We start from the raw sequence: 24,741 nt of genomic DNA on the forward strand, positions 1-24,741 counted from the left end.
CTCGCAAAATGACCATAGTGGTCATTTCCCTCCGAGTCAATCTCTAACCCGCCTGCTTCCGCCACTCTCCGGGCGTGGTTCCCACCCTCTGTCGGAAGGCCCGCACGAAGCTTGCTGCTGACGTAAACCCCGTCTGCGTGGCGATCTCCTGTACGTTCCAGTCCGTGGTCCGGAGCAGCACCTTTGCGCGATCCATCCGTTGTGTGAGCAGGTATTGGTACGGCGTCTGGCCCGTCGTCGCGCGGAATTCGTGCGCGAAGTGGAACGGGCTCAGCTCCACCGCAGCGGCAGCTTCCTCCAGCCGCACATCGCGGTCCAGGTTCTCGGTGAGGAACTCCATCGCGCGATGCAGCTTCGGCATGGGCAGGCGTCCCTTGCTTCGCAGCTCGGGCAACGCAAGCTCGGCATGCCGTCGCAGGAGCATCGCGGCTAACTCGCTCTCCAGCAGCCCGGCGTAGAGCGCGCCGAGGGGAAAACCCTCCGCAGCCTCGCGATACATGCGGCCAACGGCGTGCTCCAGCGCAGGATCGCGCAGTGCCCATTGATTGCGCATCGTCGCCACATCGGTCAGGGCTCCAGCGCCAAGTTCGGCGGCAGTCCGCTGCAGCAGAGCTGGCCGTACCGAGAGGATCACGCGTTCGTTTGGCGCCGACCAGCGCACGCGGTCGCGTGTGCCGGCGCCCACCAGGATGATCGCACCGGGAGCCGTATCCACGAGGCGGTTACGGCCCTCGTTCCACCACTCCAGCTCAGGTGCGCCGGTCAGCTGCAGGTGCAGGCAAAGGTGGTCGTGCTCATGCTCCGGAATCTCGATTGCGCCGACATGATGATGCTCGAGCAGGGTGTGCTGCCAGGGCTGCACGCGAGGCAGGGGCGCAGTCGCGGAGCCCACACGTGCGGCTCCAGGCAGCAGCGGAACCACCTTGTCCTGCCGCAGCACCGAGATTCGCCCTTGTGTCTCGCCCGCCACGCCGCCCCCGTCATTCGATGATCCAACTTCATCGCAGGAATTGCATACTCCTTTCCGCCTGCTGGCAGATGCTTCTATCAGTGGCGCTTCGCACGCGTCCGCCGGGAGGCAAACATGTTTGGAATTCCGCAGATCATCACGAAGGGCTTTATCTGGGGTGCAGGCATCACCCGCCCGCGCCAGGGGCAGGAACGCGTGGCCGTGTATTACATCACCGGCATCGTCGCGGGAACGCTCGTTGTGTTGACCACGATGTTCTTCGTCCTTCAGCACCTGATTCGCTAACCCGTAGATCCGGGCTTTGACCTTGGGGCAAAGAGCAGCATAAAGTGGGCTCGTCATGCGACCCACGCTCCTTCTCGCCCTGATCTTTGCCGTCCTCGCTTCCACCACGGGCACGAGCCTCGCGCAGCATCCGCAACCGCAGCGCCCGGCGATCACCGGGATCGCGTTCATGCGCGTCTATAGCACGGACCCCGCTGCCGCCGAGCGCTTCTACGGCACAACGCTGGGGCTCACGCGCGTGGTTGCAGATAGCTCAGACGCAAAGTGGGTCTACGCGGTCAACAGCCGCCAGTGGGTGGAGGTGCTGCCGCACACGCCTCCGCCCAGCGCGACGCAGCGCATGGTCGCGGTGGCCTTCATGACGCGCGACGCGGCGGCGCTCGAGCGCTACCTCAACGCCAAAGGTGTCGCGACCACCGAGCCGATGCACGACGGTGAGTTCGGCGTCCGCGATCCCGAAGGCAACCTCGTCCTCTTCGTCGATGGCCACGAGCGCGAAGGGGTCGCCAAGCTCGTCGCGGCCGCGCCTACCTCGGAGACAGCAGCCAGTCAGCGCATCATCCACGTCGGCTTCATCGTGCGCGACCGCGCGAAGGAAGATACCTTCTGGCGCGAGGTGCTGGGCTTCACGCCCTATTGGCACGGCGGCCGCACCGAGAGCGAGACCGACTGGGTGAGCCAACAGGTCCCTGAGGGCCAGGACTGGCTGGAGTACATGCTCAGCGCCTCGGCCACGCCGACGCTGAAGGAGACCGGCACGCAGGATCACTTCTCGCTCGGCACGGAGCGCATCCAGACGGTGCTGGCGCGTCTGCAGGCCAACGGCTGCACCGACGCGCAGTGCCGAGCCATCCAGGTCGGACACGATGGCAAGATCCAGCTAAATCTCTTTGACCCGGACCAGACGCGCGCGGAGTTCATGGAGTTCACGCCGGCGATCAAGTCCTGCTGCTCGCCCATGCTGGGACACCCGCCCGGGCCAATCGAAGCGAAGTAGCACAGGCTTCCATCGCCGCGCTTGTCGCTGGGCCGAGTCGTTCATACAATCTCCGTGAAGCCCCACAACCCACTTCGCATCGCGCGAGGAGCCACTGCATGGCCACGAAAAAAGCCGTTGGCAACGAACCGTTCTCTCCCGCCGTGGATGTGTACATCAACAAGGCCGCGCCCTTCGCTCAGCCCATCCTTACGCACATCCGCGAGGTCGTACACAAGGCGGTGCCGGGGGTCGAGGAGACCATCAAGTGGTCGCATCCGTTCTTCCTGCTCAATGGCGTGATCCTCGGCAACATGGCGGCGTTCAAGGCGCATTGCAGCTTCGGCCTGTGGGGCACGGAGATCACGAAGGAGCTGCGTGCGGACGGAGTCGCTGAAGGAGGGTCCATGGGTAGCTTCGGCAAGATCACCTCCGTCAAGGACCTGCCTTCGAAGAAGGAGCTGACGGCCTACATCGTTGCGGCGGCGAAGCCCGTCGCGGATGGCACCCGCACCACCGCATGGTCGCGGCCGAAGCAGAAGGTCGCCAAGCCCGAAGCGGTTGTGCCGGAAGCTCTTGCGATCGCGCTGAAGAAGAACAAGACGGCGACGAAGCAGTTTGAAGCGATGAGCCCCAGCTGCCGCCGCGAGTACTGCGACTGGATCGCCGACGCCAAGCGCGACGAGACCCGCGACAAGCGCGTGGTGCAGGCCATCGAGTGGATCGCCGAGGGCAAATCGCGCAACTGGAAGTACGAGAGCTGCTAGCGGCAGCACGCGGCAGCTCCGTCTCCCGGTTGAAGATGCGACCATAGACGTTGCGATGAAGAAACGATCTTCGCCATCTCTGGACGCTCCGCAGCCGCTCGACCCCGCAGTCTTTCATGCCGCGCTGCTCAAGTGGTACAAGCGCCACGCGCGTGATCTTCCCTGGCGCGGCGTCGACGACCCGTATGCGACGTGGCTGTCCGAGATCATGCTGCAGCAGACGCGCGTGGCCACCGTCATCGAGCGCTACCAGGAGTTCCTGCTCCGCTTTCCGACGATCCGCGCACTGGCCGAAGCGAACGAAGACGACGTGCTCGCCTTGTGGAGCGGCCTGGGCTACTATCGCCGCGCACGCATGCTGCATCGCGCAGCGCAGTTTGTCACACGCGAGCTGAAGGGCAAGCTGCCACGCACTGCGGAAGAGTTGCGAACGTTGCCCGGAGTGGGCGACTACACCTCGGCCGCGATTGCGAGCATCGCCTATGGCGAAAGTGTCGCTGTGGTGGATGGCAACGTGGAGCGCGTGTTGCTGCGCGTGCTGGGCAGGCCGGAAGACAAGGGCGCGGCAACCCGTGCGTTGATCCAGGAGACGGCGCAATCGCTCATCCCTCCGCAGCCCGTGAGGCGCACGCGCGCCAATCCCTGCGGCGATCACAATCAGGCCATGATGGAGCTCGGCGCAACGATCTGCACGCCCAGGTCCCCGCTCTGCCTGCAGTGCCCTGTACTCGAACTGTGCCAGACGCGCGGAGAACACATCACCGGCGAGCGCACACAGATGCAGAGCCGCACCGTCGCGCATCTGCTGGTTCGCCGTCGCCGCGGAACACGCGAAGAGGTGCTTCTCAGCCGCCGGCCGGAAGATGCCTCGCTGATGCCCAACATGCTCGAGCTTCCTCCGCTGCCTATCGACGCGGTCGAGGGCCTCGAGCCTGTGCTTCGCGTGCGCCACAGCATCACCAACACCAACTACTACGTGATGATCTTCGCAGAGCGAATCGCCGGACTGCCGCCGCAGACGGAGGATCTCAGCGACGAGATCGCACTCGTTACGGATGAGACCGTGACTCACGCCGTGAGCGACCTCAGCAAGCTCGATCCCGAGGACATACCCTTCGTCGCGGAGACACCCGGTGAAGACGACGAGCTTTCGCTGCTCAGCGCCATCCCCACGGCGCAGACCGACATGTTCTGGTTCCCGGCCACGCGTCTTCCTGCGCTAGCCATCACCGGCCTCACACGCAAGGTACTTCAGCGGCTCGGCGTTATGCAGATCCCGAAGCCCGTCCGCCGCGTACCGTAGAGAACCTGCCACGCCCTCTATACTTGACACCACTTGCATTGCAACGGAGCTCGCCTCCGGGAGGCCCTTTCGCATGAAGCCACGCAGCATCGTCACCGCAGCTCTTGCTGCAGCAGTCCTGGCGCCGGTCGCCACGCGCATGACCGCACAGGCTCAGAGCATCGAAGCCGCCGAGAAGCTAGTCAGCGCCGACCGCATCCGCGATCTCGACAAGTACATCTCCGATGACAAGTTCGAGGGCCGTTATCCCGGTTCCGCGGGCGGCAATGCGGCAGCCGCGTTCATCGCGGCCGAGTTCGCCAAGGCCGGGCTCAAGCCCATGGGCGACAACGGCACCTTCCTGCAGCAGGTCAACTTCGTCAGCATGAAGGTGAAGCCGGCAGAGACGATCGCCGTCCTGAAGCCGGCGCATGGCGAGGCGGCGCCGCTGCAGTTCGGTGACGACTACACCATCTCGGATGAGCAACTGCACGCGCACGAGACTGTCGACGCGCCCATCGTCTTCGTCGGCTACGGCGCCACCGCGCCCGAGTACCAGTGGGACGATTACGCGGGCGTGGATGTGAAGGGCAAGGTCATCCTCTGCATCGTCGGCGATCCGCCGTCGAACGATCCGAAGTTCTTCATGGGCGACGCGCTCACCTACTACGGCCGGTGGACGTACAAGTTCGAGCACGCCGCGAAGATGGGCGCGATCGGCGCGCTCATCATCCATCGCACCGACCTCGCCAGCTACGGCTGGAACGTGGTGCAGAACTCCAACACCGGCGAGAAGACCTACCTCCGCGATGATGCGAACCCACGCCTCAAAGCCGCGAGCTGGGTGCAGCTTGAGGTAGCACGCAAGATCTTCGCGATGAGCGGCCTTGATCTCGACAAGGAGTTCGACGCGGCAGGGAAGCGCGGCTTCAAAGCGGTGGAGCTGCCCGTGCACTTTCAGGCGACGGTCTCGAGCACGGTGAAGCCCTTCCAGAGCCCGAACGTGGTGGGTGGTTTGCCTGGAAACGGCGCTCCCGATCAGGCAGTCCTCTACACCGCGCACTACGATCACCTCGGCGTCGATCCCTCAGTACCTGGCCCCGACAAGATCTTCAACGGCGCAGCCGACAACGGCACCGGCGTGGCTATGCTCATCGAGATGGCCCATGCGTGGGGTGACGCCACGAAGCACGGCCTCAAGCTGCCGCACTCCGTGCTCTTCTCCGCGGTCACCGCGGAAGAGCAAGGCCTCCTGGGCTCCGAGTACCTCGGCCAGCACACGCCCATCCCCTCCGCTCAGATCGCGCTGGACATCAACGTCGACATGCTGCTGCCGCTCGGGGTGCAGCAGGAGGTCAACGTCAACGGAGCGCAGCGGACCACCTTCTATCCGCAGGTAGAAGCCACCGCGAAACGCTTCGGCCTCGCCATCGTGCCCGACCCGCGCCCGTCCGCCGGCAGCTACTACCGCAGCGATCACTTCTCGCTCTCGCGGCTCGGTATCCCGGCGTTCTCCATCGATTCCGGCACGCTGTATGAAGGCCACGATCATGCGTGGGGGATCGCCAAGGAGAAGGCGTTCAACGAGCACGACTATCACAACGTCACGGACAACTTCGATCCCACGTGGGACTTCCGCGGCGACGCCAACATCGCCCGTTTCGGCATGGATCTGGGCTGGCAGGTGATTCATCTGCCTCACACCATCGAGTGGCTGCACGGTGATGAGTTCGAAGCTGCACGCCTCAAGAGCGAAGGACGATAGTCAACGCGGCACTAACCGTCATTCCGAGAGAGCGGCGCGAACGAGGAACCCCCGTATCGCTTCGCAGGATGATTGCTGCGGAAGAGGCATCAGGCTCACTCGGCTCTTGTTCGACTGCAAGCGAATACAGGGGGTCTTCCTCGTTCGCTGCCCTCAGGGTCGGAATGACGACGAAAACCTCTTACTGCACTTCGCTCGGCTCGAGCACGGTGGTCGCCGCCGCGCTCTCATTGCCATGCGTATCCACCGCGGTCACGCTGTAGCGATAGCGCTCGTTTGCCTTCGCAGTCGCATCGTGGAAGCCCGGCTCCCGCGATGCGGTTGGGCTGAGCTTCTCGCGCCCACCCACAGCGGCTCCACTGGCATCGATCCGCTCGCGATAGACGTTGTAGCCCGCGATATCCGCGTCGTCGACGGGTTGCCACACCAGGTCAACCGCGAAAGGACCCGCGACACCTGGGGACGTCGCATTACTGAAGGCGGCAGCGACGAGCCCCGTCGGCGCCGCCGAGGCAAAGACCGGCTGCAGCGTGATGCTTACCGGGTCGGACAGCTCGCCACGAAGCTCCAGCGTGCGGCCGCCAAACTTCACCATCTCGCGTCGCACAGCCTGGTAGCGGTAGGGCACGGAAAGCACGGCGCTCGCGTCCAGGGAGCGGTTCTGCGAGCGGTCCGCTGCATCGGGTACTGCGCTCATCCAAACCACGTCCTGCTTCGCGGTTCTGTCATCGTTCAAGCTCAGCGTCGAGGTGCGCTTTGGCGTGGCGCTCTCCGCCTTGGCAGCTTCTTTGGGCGGCAGCGAAGCTCGGCCTTCGCGACGAAGAAGCACCTCGCCAGCATCCCCTGTCGAAGGAGCCCAGTGCAGCACGATGCCTTTGCGTGAGCCCTCCGCTGTCAGGTGCTCGACACGCGCCGGCGGAGTTCCCGCAACGACATACGCCGGATCGGAAGGGCCAGCGGACTTGCCCAGAGCGTTGAACAGTTCGACGCGATAGCACAGCAGGCGTCGAGGTCCGGAGCCAAGGTCGGCGGGCAGGGAATCGTGCCACACCACAATCGTTGGCCTTCCACCGGCATCGACCCGGGGAAAGGTACCACCGGAGCCGGGGACGGTGACGCATGGCCCCTTGCCCACCTGCCGGCAAAGCGTTCCGCTGATCGTCGCGGCGCGCAGCGGCAGCTTGTCCGTGGAGTTCCTGGGCGCAGTGAATCGCAGCTCGACGACGTCTCCGGAGCGATCTGCGCTGAGGTCGCGTGGCAGCGACGGCAGATGCAGCGAGGGTGCGCGCGGAGGTCCGGGATTGGCGCAACCGGTCAGCAACCCGGCCAGCAAAACGGAGCCCATTGCGCCTCCAAAGCTGCTGCACCACACACGCTTCCCGACGAACCGAACCATGCTAACGAGCCTAGCACCCCTGCGACCCCGGGCGAGGCGTCCTCGCAAGTCCAACAGGCTCAATCGCATGCCCGGACGATTCCACCGGAGCGCAAAGTGGGGCATCCTCTCTCGTCAAGACGTCATCGTACCTACAACATTGCCAGGCTGCGGTCCGAGCTTGGGGTGTGCCTGAATTCAGGTTCCCGGATGCCTATGAGCGAGATACTGACCCAGACCCAGCCCGAGTTGCACCCCGTCACGGTGCAAGCAGAAGCGATCACCGCCGAAGCCGCCGAGGTGTGCATTGAAAGCAAGCGCATTGGCGAGCGCATCCGGCAGCTCCGCCAGCGTAAAGGCATGGGCCTCGTCGAGCTTGGCCGCCACACCGGCTTGTCTGCGAGCTTTCTGTCGCAGCTCGAGACTGGCCGCGTCGTGCCTACGCTGCGGAACCTTGCACGCATCGCGATGGTCTTCTCGCGGAGCCTCATTTACTTCTTCGAGCCGGAGCGCCCGGAGATGTTCCGCATCGTGCGTGCCGCGGATCGCCAGCGCCTGCCGCAGACCGGCGCCGAAGAGCCTGCCTACTTCTTCGAGAGCCTCGGCCAGGTGCCTGCCGACCAGCCTGTCACCCCGTACGTGGCCGAGTTCCTTCCCGGCAACGAGCGCCGCCCGCAGCGTGCCCACCAGCACGGTGGTATGGAGTTCCTGGTGATGCTCTCCGGCCAGCTGCAACTCACGCATGATGGCATGGTCGACGTGCTGGATGAGGGCGACGCCGTGTACTTCGATGCGGAGGCGGTTCACAGCTACCAGAAGATCGGTGAGGCGACCTGCACGGCGCTCATTCTCTCCATGAGCGAGCCCATGCGCGGCAGCAACCGCGCCGAAGTACGGGTTCCTGCTGTCAAAGCGGCGATCCGCAAGCCCTGAGCCGGGTTTCGAGATGCGTCGGCCACGCCCCGTGGCCAATGGCGCAGCCTGCGGTACGCTACAATCGCGCCAGCAAGCTCCTATCTCACTGAAAGTGCTTCCCAGGCCCCCTCCATTTGCCTGCGGAGCCGTGATGCAGAACGTGGAACGCACCAGTCAAGGGCTTAAGGCCCGTCAGCCAGGGGGACTCGCACAGCTCTCCTTCGATGCGGAGCTGCGCCTCTCTCGCGCATCGCATGGCTCGCCTTTTCCTTTGAATCTCGTGGCGAAGGTCGCCCGACGGGTGGTGGCCCCCCTGGCGCGCAGCTTTGGCTCCCGGCGAACGGTGAAGTGCGTCGTCTATGGCCAGAGCCTCCAGATGCCCGCTGAGCATCCTCTTCCGGGGATCCTCGTCGTGAATCCGCAGTACAACCGTCCGCTCGCTCTCACCGCCCAGGCGATCGCTGCGGAGCATACCCCATCGTCCATGCTCGCCGCAGTGGATGTGGGAGCAAATATTGGGGATACCGTCGCCATCCTTGAAGAGGCACTGCCTGGACGATTCGCTTACCTTTGCATCGAGCCGGAAGAAGAGATAGCCGGTCTCTGTACCGCAAACCACGAAGCCAATTCGCGCGTGGTAGTGACCCGCGCCTTTGTTGGGGAGCAGGAAGGCGCCGAGGTCTATCTCGAGGATGACGGCAGGGCGAACCCCACCACGCGCGTTGCCGCTCATGGGGTCGCCATGGGCACGCTGCGCCGACTGGATTCCCTTGCGCTGCCCTTTGTCGAAAGCCGGAATGGCCTCGCCCTCATCAAAGTCGACACCGAAGGCTTTGACTTTGCCGTGTTGCGCTCCGGCGTCGAGCTGCTGCGTCGCTACCACCCAGTGCTGTTCTTTGAGTGGTTTCCAAGGTTGCTCCAGGAAGATCCCCTCGATGGCCTTCGGTTCCTCAACAGTCTCGGATATGAGCACATGGTCTTCTTCACCAACCGCGGCGACTTCTACTGTGCCGCCTCGGGTCTACAGGAAGATCTCTGGGCCAGCCTGCTCCTTGTGACCTCCCGCGTCGAGACGATCCCGTACTTCGACGTGGCCGCCATGGTCGACCGCTCTACCCGCGACGCGCTCATCTCGCGCTGCTGAACGGTCTTTGCGGGCTCACTTGCTGGAGGCGAGCCGTTGTCCTGGCGTCCACTCACCCGGTGCGTCCCGGCGCGGGTCGTAGAACAGCATCCGCCCGCAGGTCTCGCAGGTAAACACCTCGTCCTTGTGGGGTGAGTTTGGATCGCGGTCGGTGATGTCGTTCCAGCGCTGCGTCCGTAGCATCATCTGGCAGGCCGAGCACTTCTGTCCGGTCGCCTCGGAGAGCGCCGTCCCCTTCGACTTCGCAACGCGATCATACTGCGACAACAACCGTTCGCCTTCCTCGGTCGCGCCAACGTCGGCTCGTATCGCGGCCCTCTCTGAGGTGAGGTCTGCGATGCGGGCAGTGTTCTGCTCGGTCAGCACCTCGCAGGCGACCGTTTCGCGGGTAAGCGTCGCGGTCGTCCGCTCCAGAGCCTCCTGCGCATGGCTGCGATCGATCTCCAGCTGCTCGGTTCGTTCCATGGAAGCCAGCTCTTCGTCTTCGAGCTTCGCCACGGCCTGCTCGGTGAAGCCGATCTCGTGTTCAAGTGCCGTGACCTGCGCGGTGGAGGTGGCCGCGTCCAGCTGCTTCCGCAGCCGGGTTTGCTTGTCCTTGTAGCTGCGGACCTCGCTCTCCTGCGTGCGGCGAAGAACCTCTTCCTTGCGCATGCCCTCGTCGATCTTCCGCAGCGCGTCCTCGGCGGCACGCAATGCGGTCTCGGCGGCCTTGCGACGCGCAGGCACGCCCGCGAGTTCGCTCTTCAGCCTGGCAAGTTCCAGGTCGACAGCTTGGGCCACGATCAGTTTTTCAAGAACTTCGTTCATCTCACAATATTCCGCTATGTTCCCCGTCTTAACCCGTGGGCACCATCGTACGCGGACGCCGGGGAGACTGCACGCCATCGTGCCAGTTCCCCGCAAGACCCTTTCGAGGGCATTTTTCGCCAACATTCTGAATCGGACCGCCCAAGACCACAATCTAGAGGAAGAACTCCTTCCGTATGGCTGCAGCTACCGCAACTGAAGTGTCTACCACCGTCGCCGCTCCGCCGTGGCGTCCGCGCATCAACCCGTGGATCGTCGCGATGACCGTGACGCTGGCCACCTTCATGGAGGTCCTCGACTCCTCCATCGCCAACGTCGCGCTGCCGCACATCGCGGGCGGGCTGGGCGCAACGCAGGACGAAGCCACGTGGGTGCTCACCGCGTATCTCGTCGCCAACGCCATCATTCTGCCGGCCGGCGCGTACATGACCACCTTCATCGGCCGCAAGAAGTTCTACATGATCTGCGTGGCCCTCTTCGGCATCTCTTCCGCCCTCTGCGGCCTGGCGGTTTCGCTGCCGATGCTGGTCTTCTTCCGCATCCTGCAGGGTATCGGCGGCGGCGGACTCGCACCGTCGGAGCAGGCAATTCTCGCCGACACCTTCCCGCCGGAGAAGCGTGGCCAGGCCTTCGCGATGTATGGTCTCGCAGTCGTTGTCGCTCCCGCTATCGGCCCCACGCTCGGCGGCTACATCACCGACAACTTCGACTGGCGCTGGATCTTCTACCTCAACGTTCCTATCTGCCTGCTTTCGCTGTTCCTCACCTCGCGCATCGTGGAAGATCCACCGTGGGTCGAGAAGCAGGTGAAGGAGTCGCAGAAGGGCGGCATCCGGCTCGACCTCATCGGCTTCGGTCTACTCGCCATCACCTTCGGCGCACTCGAGTTCGTGCTCGACAAGGGCCAGGAAGACGATTGGTTCGGCTCGAAGATCATCACCTTCTTCATCGCCGCCATGGTCATCGCGTTCATCACCATGATCTGGTGGGAGCTCAAGCAGCTGCGCGACGGGCATCGGCCCATCCTCAATCTCACCCTCTTCAAGCGACGACAGTTCGCCATCAGCTTCATGCTGATGTTCGTGCTCGGCTTCTCGCTGTATGGCACCACCATCCTCATCCCGCAGTTCGTGCAGACCCTGCTGGGCTACACGGCGGAGCTCGCAGGCCTTGTGCTCTCGCCTGCCGGCTTCATGATGATGGCCATGATGCCTGTGGTGGGTGTGCTCTCGGGTAAGATCGACCCGCGCAAGCTCATCGGCTACGGCTTCTTCATGCTCACCGTATCGCTGATGTACATGGCGCAGATCAACCTCGGCATCAGCTATGGCGAGCTTGTGCTGATGCGCATCTTCCAGGCCTCCGGTCTCGCGTTCCTCTTCATCCCCATCAACACGATCGCGTATATCGGGGTGAAGCAGAACGAGAACAACGACGTCTCCGGCCTTACCAACCTCGCGCGTAACATCGGCGGCTCGAGCGGCACGGCCTTCATGGCCACCATGCTCACAAGGCGCACCGCAGCTCATGAGAACTCGATGATCCGCAACCTGACGCCGAGTAGCCCCGGGTATCAGCAGCAGGTCAGCAAGATGGCCGGCAGCTTCAAGATCGGCAACGGTACCGGCGTAAAGGGCGGCCCGTTCAACGGCGCCAGCTTCGGCGCCATCCACCAGGCGCAGGCCTACATCTACAACGAGATGCATCGCCAGGCCGCAACACTCGCTTACGTGGACATCATCCGCTACCTGACGATCTTCTGCGCCTGCATGATTCCGCTGCTCTTCTTCATCCCGAAGCCACCCAAGAACGCTTCTGCCAGCGCCGGTCACTAAGTCTTTCTTCGAAACGTCGCGCTCGATTCCGATGTCTCCTTCACGGAAGTCCGTGAAGGAGACATCGGCGTCAAGGCGCTTGAATCGGGTCGCACCCATCAGTTCGCACTGGGCGGAATGGAGTCGTCCCCGACGGCGCCGAGGCGCCGGAGCACCATATGCGCTGCGATTCTGTACCGCTTGCCGTTACCGAAGGGCCACATCGCAAGGGAGCGCAGCATGCGTGTGAGGTGAGGCTGCCCCTGCTCGCGCTCGAGGATAGAGCGGTCACCTTCCAGCATCGACACGCGCCTCCAGCGGGCCAGGGGACGCAACGGCGCCGCAATGCCTGGCAGGATGAGCCGGTCGAAGACCTCCAGATCGCCCGTGTAGATATGCGCGGGGTCGTTCGTCACGTTCGCGCCGTGTCGCCGGTAGAGCATCAGGGGCTCCGGAAAGCTCATGAAGATCGTGCCGGATCGCTTGAGCCGGACCAACAGGTCCCAGTCTTCAGCCTTGGCCGCGTCCACATGAAACCCCCCGACGCGAACCAGCGCCGACTTGCGCGCCACCGTCCCACTCGGTAGTGCCAGGCACCCATGTTCGAGGGACCGGGCGAAGTTCTCCGGCGCGCGGCGAATCTCCCCCGGTTTGCCGTCAATCAGGATCTGAAAGCCGCACATGCAGACTTCAGCGACCGGGTTCGCCTGCAGCCCCGCAATCTGGCGTTCCATCTTATCCGGCAGCCAGACGTCGTCCTGATCGAGGAACGCGATCCACGTCGAGGTCGCATCCGTGATGCCGCGGTTTCGTGAACGAACGACTCCCATGTTGGGCTGTGTCAGCACCTGGACATTCGGATAGGAACGTGCGATCTCAGCCGAGTCGTCCTGCGATCCGTCGTCGACGACGATGATCTCGTCGACCGGCCTGGTCTGGTTGAGGATGCTTTCGATGGCGGCGCGAAGGAACCGCGCGCCGTTGTAAACCGCAACGACCGCGGTGACACTCCAGGGCGCGGAGTCCGCGGCAACATCCATGGCCTCCGGCGGCACCAGCTCATACATGAAACACATCCCCTGCTCTTGATTGATGCCAAAACCAACGCAGCCGCGCGTGCAAAGCCAACTTAGCCGGTACTGACAGATCGCTGGCCACGCCCTACCAGCCCCAGATTCTTCAAAGACATGTGCGCGGCTACCTTGTAACGCCGCCAGTCGCCCACCGGCCACATCAGGATCGATCGCAGCATCAGCGGAAGGTACCCGGGCTGGCCGTTTTCACGCGCCTGGACCGCCTGCTCCGACAGCAGGCGCGAAACTCGCAGCCAGCGTGCCATCGGCCGGAGCGGCGCAGGCACCTTTGGAAGCAGGAATCGATCGAAGATGTCCAGATCCCCGCGATAGATAAAGGCCGCGTCGCTCGTGAGGTTGTTTCCATGGCGGCGATAGTGCATCAGCGGCTCAGGACAGCTGACGAAGGTTGCGCCGGCGCGCTTCAGACGCAGCCAGCAGTCCCAGTCCTCCGCACTCGTCACGTTGGGATCAAAACCCCCGACGGCAAGCAGGGCGGACCGGCGCAGCACGAAGCAGCTGGGCATGCTGAACGTCCCCAGCTCCAGACGAGGTCCGAAGTCCTCCGGTGCGCGCATGACCTTGCCGAGGCCGCCATTCTGCAGCAGCTGGTAGCCGGTCACGCAGACATCGGCTGTGGGATTCTCGCCCAGCAACTTCATCTGGCGTTCGATCTTTTCGGGCACCCATATGTCATCGCTGTCCAACAGCGCGACCCAGGGCGACGTGGCCGCAGCGATTCCACGATTTCGTGCCGTGGACAAGCCAGCGTTCTCAAACGAAAGCACAAGAACACCCGGATAGGAACGCGCCAGCTCCGCAGAGCCGTCCGTCGACCCATCGTCAATGACCAGGATCTCCTGCACGGGCAGAGTCTGCCGAAGCACACTCTCAATCGCTTCACCCAGGAAGACCGCGCCGTTATAAACCGGGATGATCACGCTGACCGCACGGTCTTCCGACGCACCGGTGCGGCCAGCTTCAAGAAAGTTCGACATAAGGCGCTTGTGGAAACCCGCACCATTCTAGTGCAACAAAAGCGTTTACACCGGCCTTGGGTTACGTTCTTCAAACTGCCGTTGATGCCAGTAGGGGTAGGCCAGCGGCCGTTCACTCGCCGCATCCAACTTCGCGATCTGCTCGGTCGTCAGCTTCACGTTCACTGCGGCAAGATTGCCCTTCAACTGCTCCTCGTTGCGAGCCCCGATGATCAGCGTAGAGATCGTGGGACGAGAGAGCAGCCAAGCCAGAGAGATCTGCGGAATCGTCGCTCCCGTCTCGGCCGCAACCTCATCCAGCGCATCGACGACCTTGTACAGGTACTCGTCCTCGATCTGCGGTCCGATGTCGGTAGCCAGCTGATTGTTCAGGCGGCTGGTCGTGGGCTTCGGCGCTCCGCGGCGCAGCTTGCCGGTCAGGCGTCCCCAGCCCAGCGGAGACCACACCAGCGCTCCGACACCCTGCTCGATGCCCAGCGGCATCAGCTCCCACTCATAGTCGCGCCCCACCAGCGAGTAGTACACCTGGTGCCCAACGTACTTCGACCATCCATAGCGCTCGGAGACCGTCAGCGACTTCATCAGGTGCCAGCCGGAGAAGTTCGAGCAGGCGATGTAGCGCACCTTGCCCTGCTTCACCAGCAGGTCCAGTGTGGAGAGTGTCTCGTCCACCGGCGTCGACGCGTCGAAGCCGTGCATGTGGTAGACGTCGATGTAGTCCGTGCCCAGCCGCTTCAGCGAGCCTTCCACGGCCTGCAGCAGGTGGTAGCGCGAGCTGCCGACGCTGTTCGGGCCTTCAAACCCGCCACGGAAGGTCGCCTTGGTCGAGATCAGGATGTCCTCGCGCTTCAGGTGCTTCACGGCCGAGCCCAGCACCGACTCGCTCTTGCCGTCGGAGTAAATGTCCGCCGTGTCGAAGAAGTTGCAACCCGCCTCCATGCAGAGGTCGATCAGCTTCCGGGCCTCGTCATCCTGGGTATTGCCCCAGGCGGCGAAGACCTCATTGCCTGCACCAAAGGTACCGGTGCCAAAGCACAGCTCGGGAACGCGTAGGCCGGAACGGCCGAGGAATCGAGTATTCATAGCGCTTCAGATGCTCCCTCGTAGAACGATGATGCGAGCTTAGCTGATGATCGGCGCATCCTGCATGAACCGCCCAGAGCTAGCTGTACCAATGCAGCTCTACGGGCCCCGGCAGCGGATGCTCGCCCTGGCCACTCAGCCGGCGCTGCTTCAGCGCGAAGTACCACTTCGCCGGCTTGTCCGCATCGTCGATCAGCATCAGCCCCGGGTGCGACCGCAGACCCCGCGCCTGCTCCACCATTGTCTGCTGGTCCTGTGCCACGAACTTCGCTCCAAAGTACTTCGCGATCGGCAGCACTAACGGCACGTGATACCCGATATCCCACGCCGCGATCACATCGATGCGGCAACTCGTCGGCGTCACGGGCGTCACGGTGGTCAGGGAAGAGAACCACCGCTCCACGCCCTTGTCGTTCTTCGCGCGAATCGTCTCCGTGCGGCGATTCGGCAGCACAAAGTCGATGGTCGTGATCGGCTTGCCCAGGATGCGATACGGCAGGCTGTTGGAGCTGGGGGCATGCGCGCTCATGCGGAAGCCGTCGTTGAATCCGCGACGCGCAGGCTCACTGGCACCCACAATCGGCTCAAAGTGCTTGGTCTTCTCGTGGATGCTCTCCGCCGAGCGCCACCACCACGCGCGATGCACGAACGGCCCATGCGCCGGGTCCATCAGCCCGATGATGCCGTGGTCGACGTTGCAGGGAAGATCGGCCTGCAGGTGCGCCGAGCGAAACCGCTTGCCAAATTTGGGTAGCTCCGGCACGGGAGGCAGAGCGCTCAGATCAAACTGACCGCGCACGTCGAACGGAAGGCGTCCGGCACCTGCCTCAGGCACGTAGACCCACGCATAGCCATCGCGCTCCACCACCGGAAAGCTGTTGGCGAAGATCTTCGTCGGCTCCAGGATATCGAACTGCGTCAGCGAAGGAATCTCTTCGCAGCGTCCGCTGCAGGGCTCGAAGCGCCAGCCGTGGTACTTGCACTGCACGGTCTCGCCATCGAACCATCCGGCCGAGAGCGGTATGCCACGATGCGGGCAAAGGTCACGCATCGCAAACAGCGAGTTGTCCTTCTTGCGGCCAATCAACATCGGGATGCCCAGCAGCGTGGCCAGCGCTGTCTCGCGAGTCTTCATCTGGTCCGCGCGCAGGGCAGGGTACCAGTCGCCGAAGACCATCTCGGCCGGCGGCCCGGTGCGGGCATCGGGCATGGCCAGCAGGTCGGCATGCACATCTCGCGCACGGATGGGCCGCATGTTGGCCCACTGGGCCGACGGATTAGCAGCCTTGTCTGCTCGGTTGGAAGTCGAACTCATCGCGCCTCTAGTGTACGGCTGGAGATTGGCCTCATCATCCGCCCAGACCGCCCAAACGCCGCGTGTCCTTCGTCACCGCGCCGGTGGTGGCATTCCGCTAGCCAGAGAACTGCAGATTCGATCGAGTCCCAAGGCTATCCAGCCGACGACCTTCTGACATCTCACGGAGCAGAGAACTTACCCCACTACACTGGATGGACATGACCCGCACCCTCGCCAGGCCACGCTCCACGCTGTTGTGCGTCATCGCCGCATGGCTGGCCTTCTATGCGAGCTTCACGCTCTTCACGCCCGCGCTGCTGGACGATGCCGACTCCGTCCACGTCGAGGTCGCCCGCGAGATGCTGATGCGCGAGAGCGGGGTTACGCTTTACGCCAACGGCATCCGCTATCTCGAGAAGGCACCGCTGCTTTATTGGTCCATGGCCGCCTCGATGCGCGTCGCCGAGACCCTGGGCCTCCACTCGCCGCGCGCCCTCGTGGCCTTTGCGCGCCTCCCACTGGCTCTCACCGTGCTAGCGCTCGCTCTGCTGGCGGAGGCCTTCGCGCGCAGGCTCTTCCGTCGCGTCTATGCCGGCCTCTATGCCGCGCTCATCCTGCTCTCCAGCTTCGGCATCTTCATCTTCACGCGCATCACCATCCCGGACGCGATGGTCTGCCTGTGGCTCGCGATGGCGCTGTACTTCTTCTGGTTGCTGGAACGCATCGCGCTCAACCCCCAACTGCTCGATCCCGCCCGCCACCCCCGCGCCCATCGCCACAGCTGCTATGGCTTCGCGATCGCCTGCGCCCTCAACGTGCTCACCAAGGGCCTTATCGGTCTCGTGTTCCCGGTGGCCATCGCGACGATCTATCTTCTGCTCACGCGCGGCCTGAAGCGCTCGCTGCGCCGCATTCGCGACTTCCACCTCGCCCGGTCCTTTACGGTCTTCCTGCTCATCGCCGCGCCGTGGCACATCCTCGCCGCGCTCGCGAACCCCGGGCAGGGCCATCCGGAGCCCTTCCGCTTCGTCACCGAGTACATCTTCCCGTTCCACTTCGGCCACTGGATCGTGCCGCTGCCCACCGACGGCAACGTGCGCGGCTGGGCGTGGTTCTACTTCATGAACGAGCACCTGCTGCGCTACCTGAACCTGCGCGTGCCGCATGACTACGACACCGTCCCGCTCGTGCTCTTCCTCGGCCTGTGCTTCGTGTGGATGATGCCCTGGTCGGCGTTCCTTCCGCAGACCGTGCGCTGGGCGCTGCCGGTCCACTCGGCGAAGTGGCGCAGCCAGCTCCGCCGCCACGACCTCCCGCTGAAGCAGCGCGGCCAGCTTCTGCTCGTTATCTGGGCAGCGTTCGTGCTGTTCTTCTTCAGCTTCTCCACGCGGCAGGAGTACTACGTGCTCCCCGCACTGCCAGCGCTTGCCATCCTCATCGCCGGCTGGCTTGCGACGGTGCAGGCACAGCGCGCCGAGTGCGAGAGCAAGGGACTGCGCGATCCCGCCCGCATGCCGCTGCTGATCCTCGCCGCCCTCGGCGCACTCTTCACGGCGGTGACGGTCTACCTGCTGCTGCACACCCGCCAGCCCGCGCCCGGCACCGACCTCAGCGATCTGCTCTCGCAGAATCCCGGTGAGTACGCCCTCAGCTTCGGACACTTCCTCGACCTCGACATGCGCGCGCTGGGTATGTTCCGTGTGCCACTGGTGCTGGCGGCCTGTGGACTGTTGCTGGGGCCGGTGATGGCCTTGATGCTGCGCCGCCGCAAGCATCCGCACACCGCGACGCTATTGCTCTCCGCCGGAGCCTTCACCTTCCTGCTCGCCGCGCACCTGGGCCTGCGCACGTTTGCACCAGTGCTCAGCTCTGCACAGCTGGCTGAGGCCATCCAGAAGCAGCTCCAGCCCGACGACGTCGTCATCATCCACGGCGAATACGAGGCCGGCTCGACACTGGGCTTCTACCTGGAACGTCCGCGTAGCTATGGCCGCGCTAACTTCGCCAGCGGCGATGGTACGGGGCCGCATCTGCGCGCGATCGCTCCCATCGGCATCTACGAAGGCCGCAGCTCCAATCTCTGGTACGGCAGCTTCTTCCCAGATGCGCCGCACATCTTCCCCTCGCACGAGGATCTCGAAGGTCTCTGGTCCGGACCGCATCGCATCTTCATGTGGCAGTCACTTACCGATCCGCCCAATCAGCTACCCTCGGGCATTAGTCCGGTATATGTCATCGCCCGGTCCGGCGGCAAAGAGATCGTCAGCAACCGCCCAAACCGCTAAAGTGATCTAACGGCTCGCATCTCGCATCTCGCATCTCGCATCTCGCATCTCGCATCTGCCCTATGCCCTGTACCCCTTCCGAACTTCGCCACGTCCCGCTCTTCTCCCTGCTCGATGACGACGAGCTCGACGTCCTCGCGCAACAGGTCGAGCTGCGCAACTTCACCGCACGCCAGCGTATCTACAAGGCCGGCGATGAGGCCCTGCGCGCCTTCGTCGTCATCGATGGCTCGGTCTCCGTCACGCTGATCGATGAAGACGGCCAGGAAGTCCCCTTCGCCGAGCCGCACCACGGTGACTTCTTCGGCTTTGCTTCGCTACTGGAGAACGTGCCGCACCACACCACGGCCATCGCGCTCGAAGCCACGACGTGTGTCGAGATCGATCGTCACGACATCGAGGTGCTGCTCTCCAAGAAGCCCATGGCCGGGCTCGACATGCTCACTGTGCTGGCGCGCGACATCCACTCCGCGCAGAGCCTGGTGCGCGAACGCGCCGCGCGCAACCCCGAAGACCTCATCGACGAGACCGAGACCTTCGGCCAGCGCATCGCCGATGGCGTAGCCAGCTTCGGCGGCTCCTGGACCTTCATCATCACATTCGCCGTCGTTTTGCTGGGCTATACCGGGCTTTCCATCGCGCTGGTCCACTTCCACGGCACCTCGTGGGACCCGTACCCCTTCATCCTGCTCAACCTCTTCCTCTCGATGCTTGCTGCCATCCAGGCGCCGGTCATCATGATGAGCCAGAACCGCCAGGATACCCGCGACCGTCTCCGCTCCGAGCACAACTTCGCGGTCAACCGCCGCGCCGAAGCCGAGGTGCAGGCCCTCACCCGCAAGCTCAACTTCCTCACCGACAAGATGGCGGATGTCGAAGACGAGCTTCGCAGCGGGCTTGAGCTTCATCGCAAGGAACACCACGAGTAGATGGCTGCGCTTCTATCTCTGGGATGGAAGTCTCTGAAGTGATCGCAGCAGACGTCGCGCTCGTGCCCTCATTGCTGCACCTGGATCCTCCAGCGCAGCTCGCACAATCGGCAACATCCTGGGCAATAGTTTTGGGTCCAAGATGGCCTGGTCGGCGAGCGACTGCATCGCATTGGCGCGCAGAATGGCGCTCTCGTCCCTCATAGCCTCAAACAGCAGTTCAAGCGCGAGCGCTCGATTGCGGCCCTTCAGCGGCAAGTGTCCCAGCACTTCAACGAGGTTCCAGCGCGCCCGCAGATCCTGTTCCTTCGCTGCTGCATCCAGGATCTGCTTCGTGAAAGGCTCCAGCACCACTGGGTCTTCTCGTTGCATCTTCTTCAACGCATTAGCAGCGCGATGCCGCACCAGTCCCCGCGCATCGGCAAGTGCCTCCACCAGCTCGTTGAGCTTCGCTCCATCCGCCAGCGATTCACGCGCGATGGCGTTCGCTGCGCCGAGGCCCGCAGCTGGACCTTTCGCCAGCCGCCCCGCCGCGGAGGCGCACGGGATAGTCTCCCTCTGTCGCACTCCACTGCGGCGCGCCGCGATCATCGTACCGGCGCCAGCTCGCCATCCTTGAGCCGGAACCGCTCGCCACGCCACACAATCGTGTTGCTCGCGTAGCTCCAGGCCCAGAAGAACAGCCCGAAGCAATCGCGCAGAGGCAGCAGCCACAGGTCCTGCAGCACCTGCGCATCGCGCAGCACACCCACACCGACCTGCAGCGCCACGGCGACCCGCATGACCAGAGCCACGCTCAGCAGCGTCACGCTCCACAGCGAGCAGCCCGACGCCAGCACCGTGGCCAGCGCCCATGGCAGCACATACGTAAAGCAGAGGCCCACATAACCCGCCTTGCGCGAGTCCCGCACCGCGCGCGACCAGCGCAGCTGATGGTCGCAGAAGCCACGGAATCCATAGGCTGGCAGGCTGGTCGCCACCACCTCGTGGATCAGCTCGATCTTCCAGCCGGCCTTGTGCAGCCGCGCCCCCAGCTCGTAGTCGTCGGCCAGCTGGTTCACCAGCGTCTCAAAGCCGCCGATGGTGCCCAGCGCCGTCTTCGTCGTCGCCAGCGTGGAGCCCAGCCCGAAGCTGATGCCGCCTTCGAGCTTGCGCGCCGTGAGCACGCCTGCGAGGAAGTCCGTGGAGATTCCCAGCGCCTCCAGCCGCGACCAGAGTGTGTCGCTGGCGCGGCCGAAGTAGGGGACTGTCACCAGCCCGACCTTGTGCTCCGCGAACGGCCGCAGCACGTTCGTCAGGTAATCGGGCCCCACGACGATGTCCGAGTCGTTCACGATCACGTATTCGTACTTCGCAGCGCGCAGCATCTGCACCAGGTTGGAGACCTTGCCGTTGCTGCCCAGCCGCTCGGTGCACTCGATCAACTGGATCGGCACCTCGGGATACTCCACCCGCAGCCGCGCGAGCGCGCTCACCGCAGAGTCCTCCAGCGAGTTCACGCCGAAGACCAGCTCGAACGGCCCCGCATAGCGCTGCTGGCAGTGGCTCACCAGACCGGCGTACATGTTGGGGTCCAGCCCCTTCACGGGCTTCAGAATCGAGACACCCGGAGAGAACTCGCGTGGCTGTGCCGGGGCGGTCTTGTTCGAGTCGCGCAGGAAGGATCGTGCTCCAGCCAGCGCCAGCGCGCTGTAAGCGATCCCCGCCGCGGTCATGCCCCCGGCGACGGCCTCTACGGTTACGGCAAACGGATCCATTCTCTCTATCGTCTCATCCAGCCGATGAGGAGCTGGTGATCCGCGTCATGCGAATACCGGCAACTCTACTCGTACCGCAGCGCTTCGATCGGGTTCAGGTTGGCCGCCTTGTACGCCGGATAGATTCCGAAGATCAGGCCAATGCCGCAGGAGCAGATGAACGCCACCGCGACCCAGATCGGGCTCACCGTTGCCGAGATGAAGAAGCGCGCAATCATCGCCACGCCGGAGCCGACGACGATGCCAATCGCTCCACCCACCGCGCACAGCACGATGGCCTCCAGCGTGAACTGCATCAGGATGACGCCTCGCGTCGCGCCGATGGCCTTGCGCACGCCAATCTCTCTCGTCCGCTCCGTCACGCTCACCAGCATGATGTTCATCACGCCCACGCCGCCGACCATCAGGCCCACCGCGCTCAGGCCAAACATCAGCAGAAAGAGGCTGCCGGTGATCTGCGTCCACAAGCGCGTAATGGAATCCGAACCGAAGATAGAGAAGTTGTCCTCTGCCGAGTTCCGCACCTTGCGTCGCCGCCGCAGCAGCTCGCGAATCTCATCCTCGACGAGGCCCTTGTTCTTCTGGTCATCGAACTTCGCGCTCAGCCAGTAATCCAGGATCTCCGGATGCAGCTTTCTGAAGGTTGAGATCGGAAAGTACGCATAGCTGTCGGCGGGATTCTTGCCACCGCCGAACGCCGTCTTCTGCTTGTCCAGCACTCCCACGACGGTGAACGTGCGGCCATCGATGATCACTTCCTTGCCCAACGGATCGACCGGGCCAAACAGACCTTCCCTCAGATCGCTGCCGATGACTGTGACGTCCGCGGCGCTGTCCTGGTCCATCTGCGTGAAGTATCGGCCTTCCGTCAGGATGCGGTCATAGACCTCCGCCGTCGAAGCTGTATCGCCATCCAGCGACACATTGTCGACCTTGCGGGTGCCCCACTTGGCAATCACCGACCCGGCGTTGAACTGGTAGTTGGTGTACTGCAGCGAGGCAGACGCGGCGACCACATGGGGCAGCTTGGCGATCTCTTCCATGTCCTCGTAGGTCATCTGCTTGCGCGCCAGCATCTCTGCCGTCGGCCGCACACCAATCACAGGGAAGCGGAAGATCCACAGCACATTGGTGCCAAAGGACGCGACCAGGTTCGAGATCGACCCATTGAGTCCGTTGATGACCGAAGAGATGGTGATCACCGTCATCACACCGATGACAATGCCAAGAATGGTCAGCCCCGACCGCACTTTGTTGGTGCGCAGCGTATCGAGCGCCATTCGGACGGATTCGCGTTGGTCTGTAGTTCGCATAGGAAAGTGGGTAGAGGTCAGACTGTAGAGAGTAGTGGGTTATGTGGCGGAAGCGGACCGTTGACGCTTACGTCGTTCGCGCGTGGTGGCAATGGACGCATTCAAGATTCTTACAACTTCTTCCGCCAGTGCTTCTGCCCGAAGGATCATGTCCGGCGGACCATAGCCTTCGCGGAGGGCAACCTCGAGCTGCGTTTCTACCTCCAGCGCCGAGCCGCGAGCGATTCCAAGAAACTGCAGAAATTCTCCCGTCGTGATCCGCCCCTGACCTCCAGCGATGTTGCTCGCAACAGAAACCGCTGATCGCCGAAGCTGACTGCTCAGACCGAACAGCTCCTCCTTGGGAAAGGATCGAGTAAGTTGATACACAACCTGCGAGAGCTCCATGGCTCGTTGCCAAGCAATTGACTCCCGGAAAGATGCTCTGGTCATGGCGATACCTCTCAGCGGCCACGGATAGTCGAACTCTACTCACTACTCACTGAACTCTACTCACTTGCTTCTAGAAATCGCTCCTCAGCGCCACAATCGGATCCAGCTCCGCGGCTTTGCGCGCGGGGTACACACCGAAGAACACGCCGGTCGACAGTGCCACGAACAGCCCCACAAACACGCTCCACAGAGCGATCTCGGCAGGGAAACCCAGCAGGATCGACACGGCCTTCGCGACGACGACTCCTCCGATGACACCGAAGATTCCGCCGATCAGCGAAAGCGTTCCGCTCTCCATCAGGAACTGCAGCAGCACATCGTTGCGCCTGGCCCCCAGAGCCTTGCGCACGCCGATCTCGCGGGTGCGCTCGGTCACGCTCACCAGCATGATGTTCATGATCACCACGCCGCCAACCACCAGCGAGATCGCTGCAATCGCCACGGCCACGCCGCCGATGTAGTTGCTGATCGTTGAGAACAGCCCGGCCAGCGCGCTCGAGGTCTCCAGCGTGAAGCTGTCGTCCTCGCCCGGTCGATCATGCCGGATCTGCCGCATGATCACGCGGCCCTGGTCGCTGGCGGCCTGCATCGCTGCGGCTCCGCTGCCGGCCTTGGCGTAGATCGTCACGGACTTCTTCGTCCCGTAGGTCTTCTGATACGCGGTCAACGGGATCGCTACCCAGTTGTCCTGGCTCTGGCCCAGCGTCTTGCCCTGCTTTTCGCCCAGGCCCACAATCGTGCACGGCACGCCGTCGACGCGGATCTCCTTGCCGATGGGGTCCGCGAACTTCAGCAGATTCTCTTCAATATCGGAGCCGACGATGCACACCCGCGTGGCGTGCTCTTCGTCAGACTGGGTCAGGCTGCGGCCCTCGGCGATGTCGAGGTTCTGCATCTCCGGCATGTAGGCCGTGTAGCCGCGAATCTGGGTGTCGGTGCTGGACTGCGTGCCGTACACAATCTTGCCGGTGGTCGACTGCAGCGCGCCCACCTCTTTGCATAGCGTGCAGCCCTGCTGGATCGCATGGTACTGATCCAGGCCGATGACCTTGCGCTTCTGGAACTTCAGGTATTCCTTGTAGCTGGTCGTAAACGCCGGCTGCTGCGATATCGTGAAGACGTCCGCGCCCTGCTTATTGATCTTGGTGGCGACATAGCTGTTCGCGCCATTGATCAGGGTCACCACCGCGATCACGCTGGCCACGCCAATCACAACGCCGAGCAGCGTCAGCACACTGCGCAGCTTGTTGGCCCACAGCGACTGGACCGCGATCCGGAATGCTTCCTTGGTTTCCATCGGACTTTCCGGGCAGAGAGCTTGCCCTTCCGAGTCTATCCTGTGCGGCGGACAGTGCTACCGGACCCGCCGCCGGACACACGTGTACCTGCACCGGGAGATACGCGCCTTGTGGGAGTTCGGTTCCATCCGCCTCCAAAGCCCCGGCCGGGGCCTCAAGATCGGCAGTGGGAAGGC

Annotated in this window: 22 protein-coding genes; 10 read left to right on the forward strand and 12 right to left on the reverse strand. The window is 63.6% G+C overall.

The features are described 5' to 3' along the window. Positions 1-43 precede the first annotated feature (43 nt). Positions 44-970: an AraC family transcriptional regulator gene (locus C4S68_RS10805; protein WP_160115101.1), complete on the reverse strand. Its 927-nt coding sequence runs from the start codon at positions 968-970 to the stop codon at positions 44-46. 114 nt (positions 971-1,084) lie between these two features. Between C4S68_RS10805 and C4S68_RS23185 the strand changes: the two genes are divergently transcribed. From C4S68_RS23185 to C4S68_RS10825, 5 genes are all read left to right on the forward strand, one after another. After that, positions 1,085-1,255 (forward strand): hypothetical protein, encoded by a 171-nt coding sequence (locus tag C4S68_RS23185; protein WP_160115102.1) that lies wholly within the window; start codon positions 1,085-1,087, stop codon positions 1,253-1,255. Positions 1,256-1,310: 55 nt separating this feature from the next. Then, positions 1,311-2,252, forward strand: a complete 942-nt coding sequence (locus tag C4S68_RS10810; protein ID WP_146072107.1) for a VOC family protein — start codon at positions 1,311-1,313, stop codon at positions 2,250-2,252. Positions 2,253-2,350: 98 nt separating this feature from the next. After that, positions 2,351-2,998 (forward strand): YdeI/OmpD-associated family protein, encoded by a 648-nt coding sequence (locus tag C4S68_RS10815; protein WP_103933063.1) that lies wholly within the window; start codon positions 2,351-2,353, stop codon positions 2,996-2,998. 55 nt (positions 2,999-3,053) lie between these two features. Next, entirely contained in the window at positions 3,054-4,301 is a 1,248-nt protein-coding gene (locus C4S68_RS10820) for an A/G-specific adenine glycosylase (RefSeq protein ID WP_103933064.1), read from the forward strand. 73 nt (positions 4,302-4,374) lie between these two features. Continuing rightward, positions 4,375-6,045 (forward strand): M28 family peptidase, encoded by a 1,671-nt coding sequence (locus tag C4S68_RS10825; RefSeq protein ID WP_103933065.1) that lies wholly within the window; start codon positions 4,375-4,377, stop codon positions 6,043-6,045. Between the two features lie 181 nt (positions 6,046-6,226). Here the strand turns inward: C4S68_RS10825 and C4S68_RS10830 are convergent, their stop codons facing one another. Next, a complete protein-coding gene (locus C4S68_RS10830) occupies positions 6,227-7,390 on the reverse strand; it encodes a hypothetical protein (protein WP_103933066.1) in 1,164 nt (387 codons plus the stop codon). Positions 7,391-7,636: 246 nt separating this feature from the next. On the opposite strand from C4S68_RS10830, the gene C4S68_RS10835 reads away from it, so the two are divergent. Beyond that, positions 7,637-8,353, forward strand: a complete 717-nt coding sequence (locus C4S68_RS10835) for a helix-turn-helix domain-containing protein (RefSeq protein WP_235011520.1) — start codon at positions 7,637-7,639, stop codon at positions 8,351-8,353. Positions 8,354-8,486: 133 nt separating this feature from the next. Next, positions 8,487-9,479, forward strand: coding sequence for an FkbM family methyltransferase (locus tag C4S68_RS10840; RefSeq protein ID WP_160115103.1), 993 nt, complete (start codon positions 8,487-8,489; stop codon positions 9,477-9,479). A 15-nt stretch (positions 9,480-9,494) separates the two neighbouring features. On the opposite strand, the gene C4S68_RS10845 is transcribed toward C4S68_RS10840, so the two are convergent. Then, the gene (locus tag C4S68_RS10845; protein WP_103933069.1) at positions 9,495-10,286 is read right to left on the reverse strand and encodes a zinc ribbon domain-containing protein; all 792 of its coding nucleotides are present in this window, start codon (positions 10,284-10,286) and stop codon (positions 9,495-9,497) included. A gap of 176 nt (positions 10,287-10,462) precedes the next feature. Between C4S68_RS10845 and C4S68_RS10850 the strand changes: the two genes are divergently transcribed. Beyond that, the gene (locus C4S68_RS10850; protein ID WP_146072108.1) at positions 10,463-12,121 is read left to right on the forward strand and encodes a DHA2 family efflux MFS transporter permease subunit; all 1,659 of its coding nucleotides are present in this window, start codon (positions 10,463-10,465) and stop codon (positions 12,119-12,121) included. 98 nt (positions 12,122-12,219) lie between these two features. Here C4S68_RS10850 and C4S68_RS10855 read toward each other — a convergent pair whose 3' ends face one another. The 4 genes from C4S68_RS10855 to C4S68_RS10870 form a co-directional block, all read right to left on the reverse strand. Further along, a complete protein-coding gene (locus C4S68_RS10855) occupies positions 12,220-13,176 on the reverse strand; it encodes a glycosyltransferase (protein WP_103933070.1) in 957 nt (318 codons plus the stop codon). A 53-nt stretch (positions 13,177-13,229) separates the two neighbouring features. After that, complete coding sequence (locus C4S68_RS10860; RefSeq protein WP_103933071.1) at positions 13,230-14,171, reverse strand: glycosyltransferase family 2 protein; 942 nt, start codon at positions 14,169-14,171, stop codon at positions 13,230-13,232. A 45-nt stretch (positions 14,172-14,216) separates the two neighbouring features. Continuing rightward, a complete protein-coding gene (locus tag C4S68_RS10865; protein ID WP_103933072.1) occupies positions 14,217-15,254 on the reverse strand; it encodes an aldo/keto reductase in 1,038 nt (345 codons plus the stop codon). A gap of 79 nt (positions 15,255-15,333) precedes the next feature. Next, positions 15,334-16,464: a Rieske 2Fe-2S domain-containing protein gene (locus C4S68_RS10870; RefSeq protein ID WP_103933310.1), complete on the reverse strand. Its 1,131-nt coding sequence runs from the start codon at positions 16,462-16,464 to the stop codon at positions 15,334-15,336. Between the two features lie 305 nt (positions 16,465-16,769). On the opposite strand from C4S68_RS10870, the gene C4S68_RS10875 reads away from it, so the two are divergent. Both C4S68_RS10875 and C4S68_RS10880 read left to right on the forward strand, forming a co-directional pair. Continuing rightward, entirely contained in the window at positions 16,770-18,836 is a 2,067-nt protein-coding gene (locus C4S68_RS10875) for an ArnT family glycosyltransferase (protein WP_103933311.1), read from the forward strand. A 62-nt stretch (positions 18,837-18,898) separates the two neighbouring features. Next, positions 18,899-19,765 (forward strand): DUF1003 domain-containing protein, encoded by an 867-nt coding sequence (locus C4S68_RS10880; protein ID WP_103933073.1) that lies wholly within the window; start codon positions 18,899-18,901, stop codon positions 19,763-19,765. 12 nt (positions 19,766-19,777) lie between these two features. Here the strand turns inward: C4S68_RS10880 and C4S68_RS10885 are convergent, their stop codons facing one another. From C4S68_RS10885 to C4S68_RS10905, 5 genes are all read right to left on the reverse strand, one after another. Continuing rightward, positions 19,778-20,332: a hypothetical protein gene (locus C4S68_RS10885; RefSeq protein WP_146072109.1), complete on the reverse strand. Its 555-nt coding sequence runs from the start codon at positions 20,330-20,332 to the stop codon at positions 19,778-19,780. 20 nt (positions 20,333-20,352) lie between these two features. Further along, positions 20,353-21,522: a bacteriohopanetetrol glucosamine biosynthesis glycosyltransferase HpnI gene (gene hpnI, locus C4S68_RS10890; protein ID WP_103933075.1), complete on the reverse strand. Its 1,170-nt coding sequence runs from the start codon at positions 21,520-21,522 to the stop codon at positions 20,353-20,355. A gap of 65 nt (positions 21,523-21,587) precedes the next feature. Continuing rightward, positions 21,588-22,802 carry an ABC transporter permease gene (locus C4S68_RS10895; protein ID WP_327333532.1) on the reverse strand — a complete coding sequence of 405 codons (1,215 nt, stop codon included), beginning with the start codon at positions 22,800-22,802 and terminating at the stop codon, positions 21,588-21,590. A 72-nt stretch (positions 22,803-22,874) separates the two neighbouring features. Then, on the reverse strand, positions 22,875-23,267 hold the full coding sequence (locus C4S68_RS10900; RefSeq protein WP_103933077.1) for a four helix bundle protein: 393 nt from the start codon (positions 23,265-23,267) through the stop codon (positions 22,875-22,877). Positions 23,268-23,337: 70 nt separating this feature from the next. Next, positions 23,338-24,564 (reverse strand): ABC transporter permease, encoded by a 1,227-nt coding sequence (locus C4S68_RS10905; protein WP_103933078.1) that lies wholly within the window; start codon positions 24,562-24,564, stop codon positions 23,338-23,340. Positions 24,565-24,741 lie beyond the last annotated feature (177 nt).

The organism is Bryocella elongata, assembly GCF_900108185.1.
GTDB classification, from domain to species: domain Bacteria; phylum Acidobacteriota; class Terriglobia; order Terriglobales; family Acidobacteriaceae; genus Granulicella; species Granulicella elongata.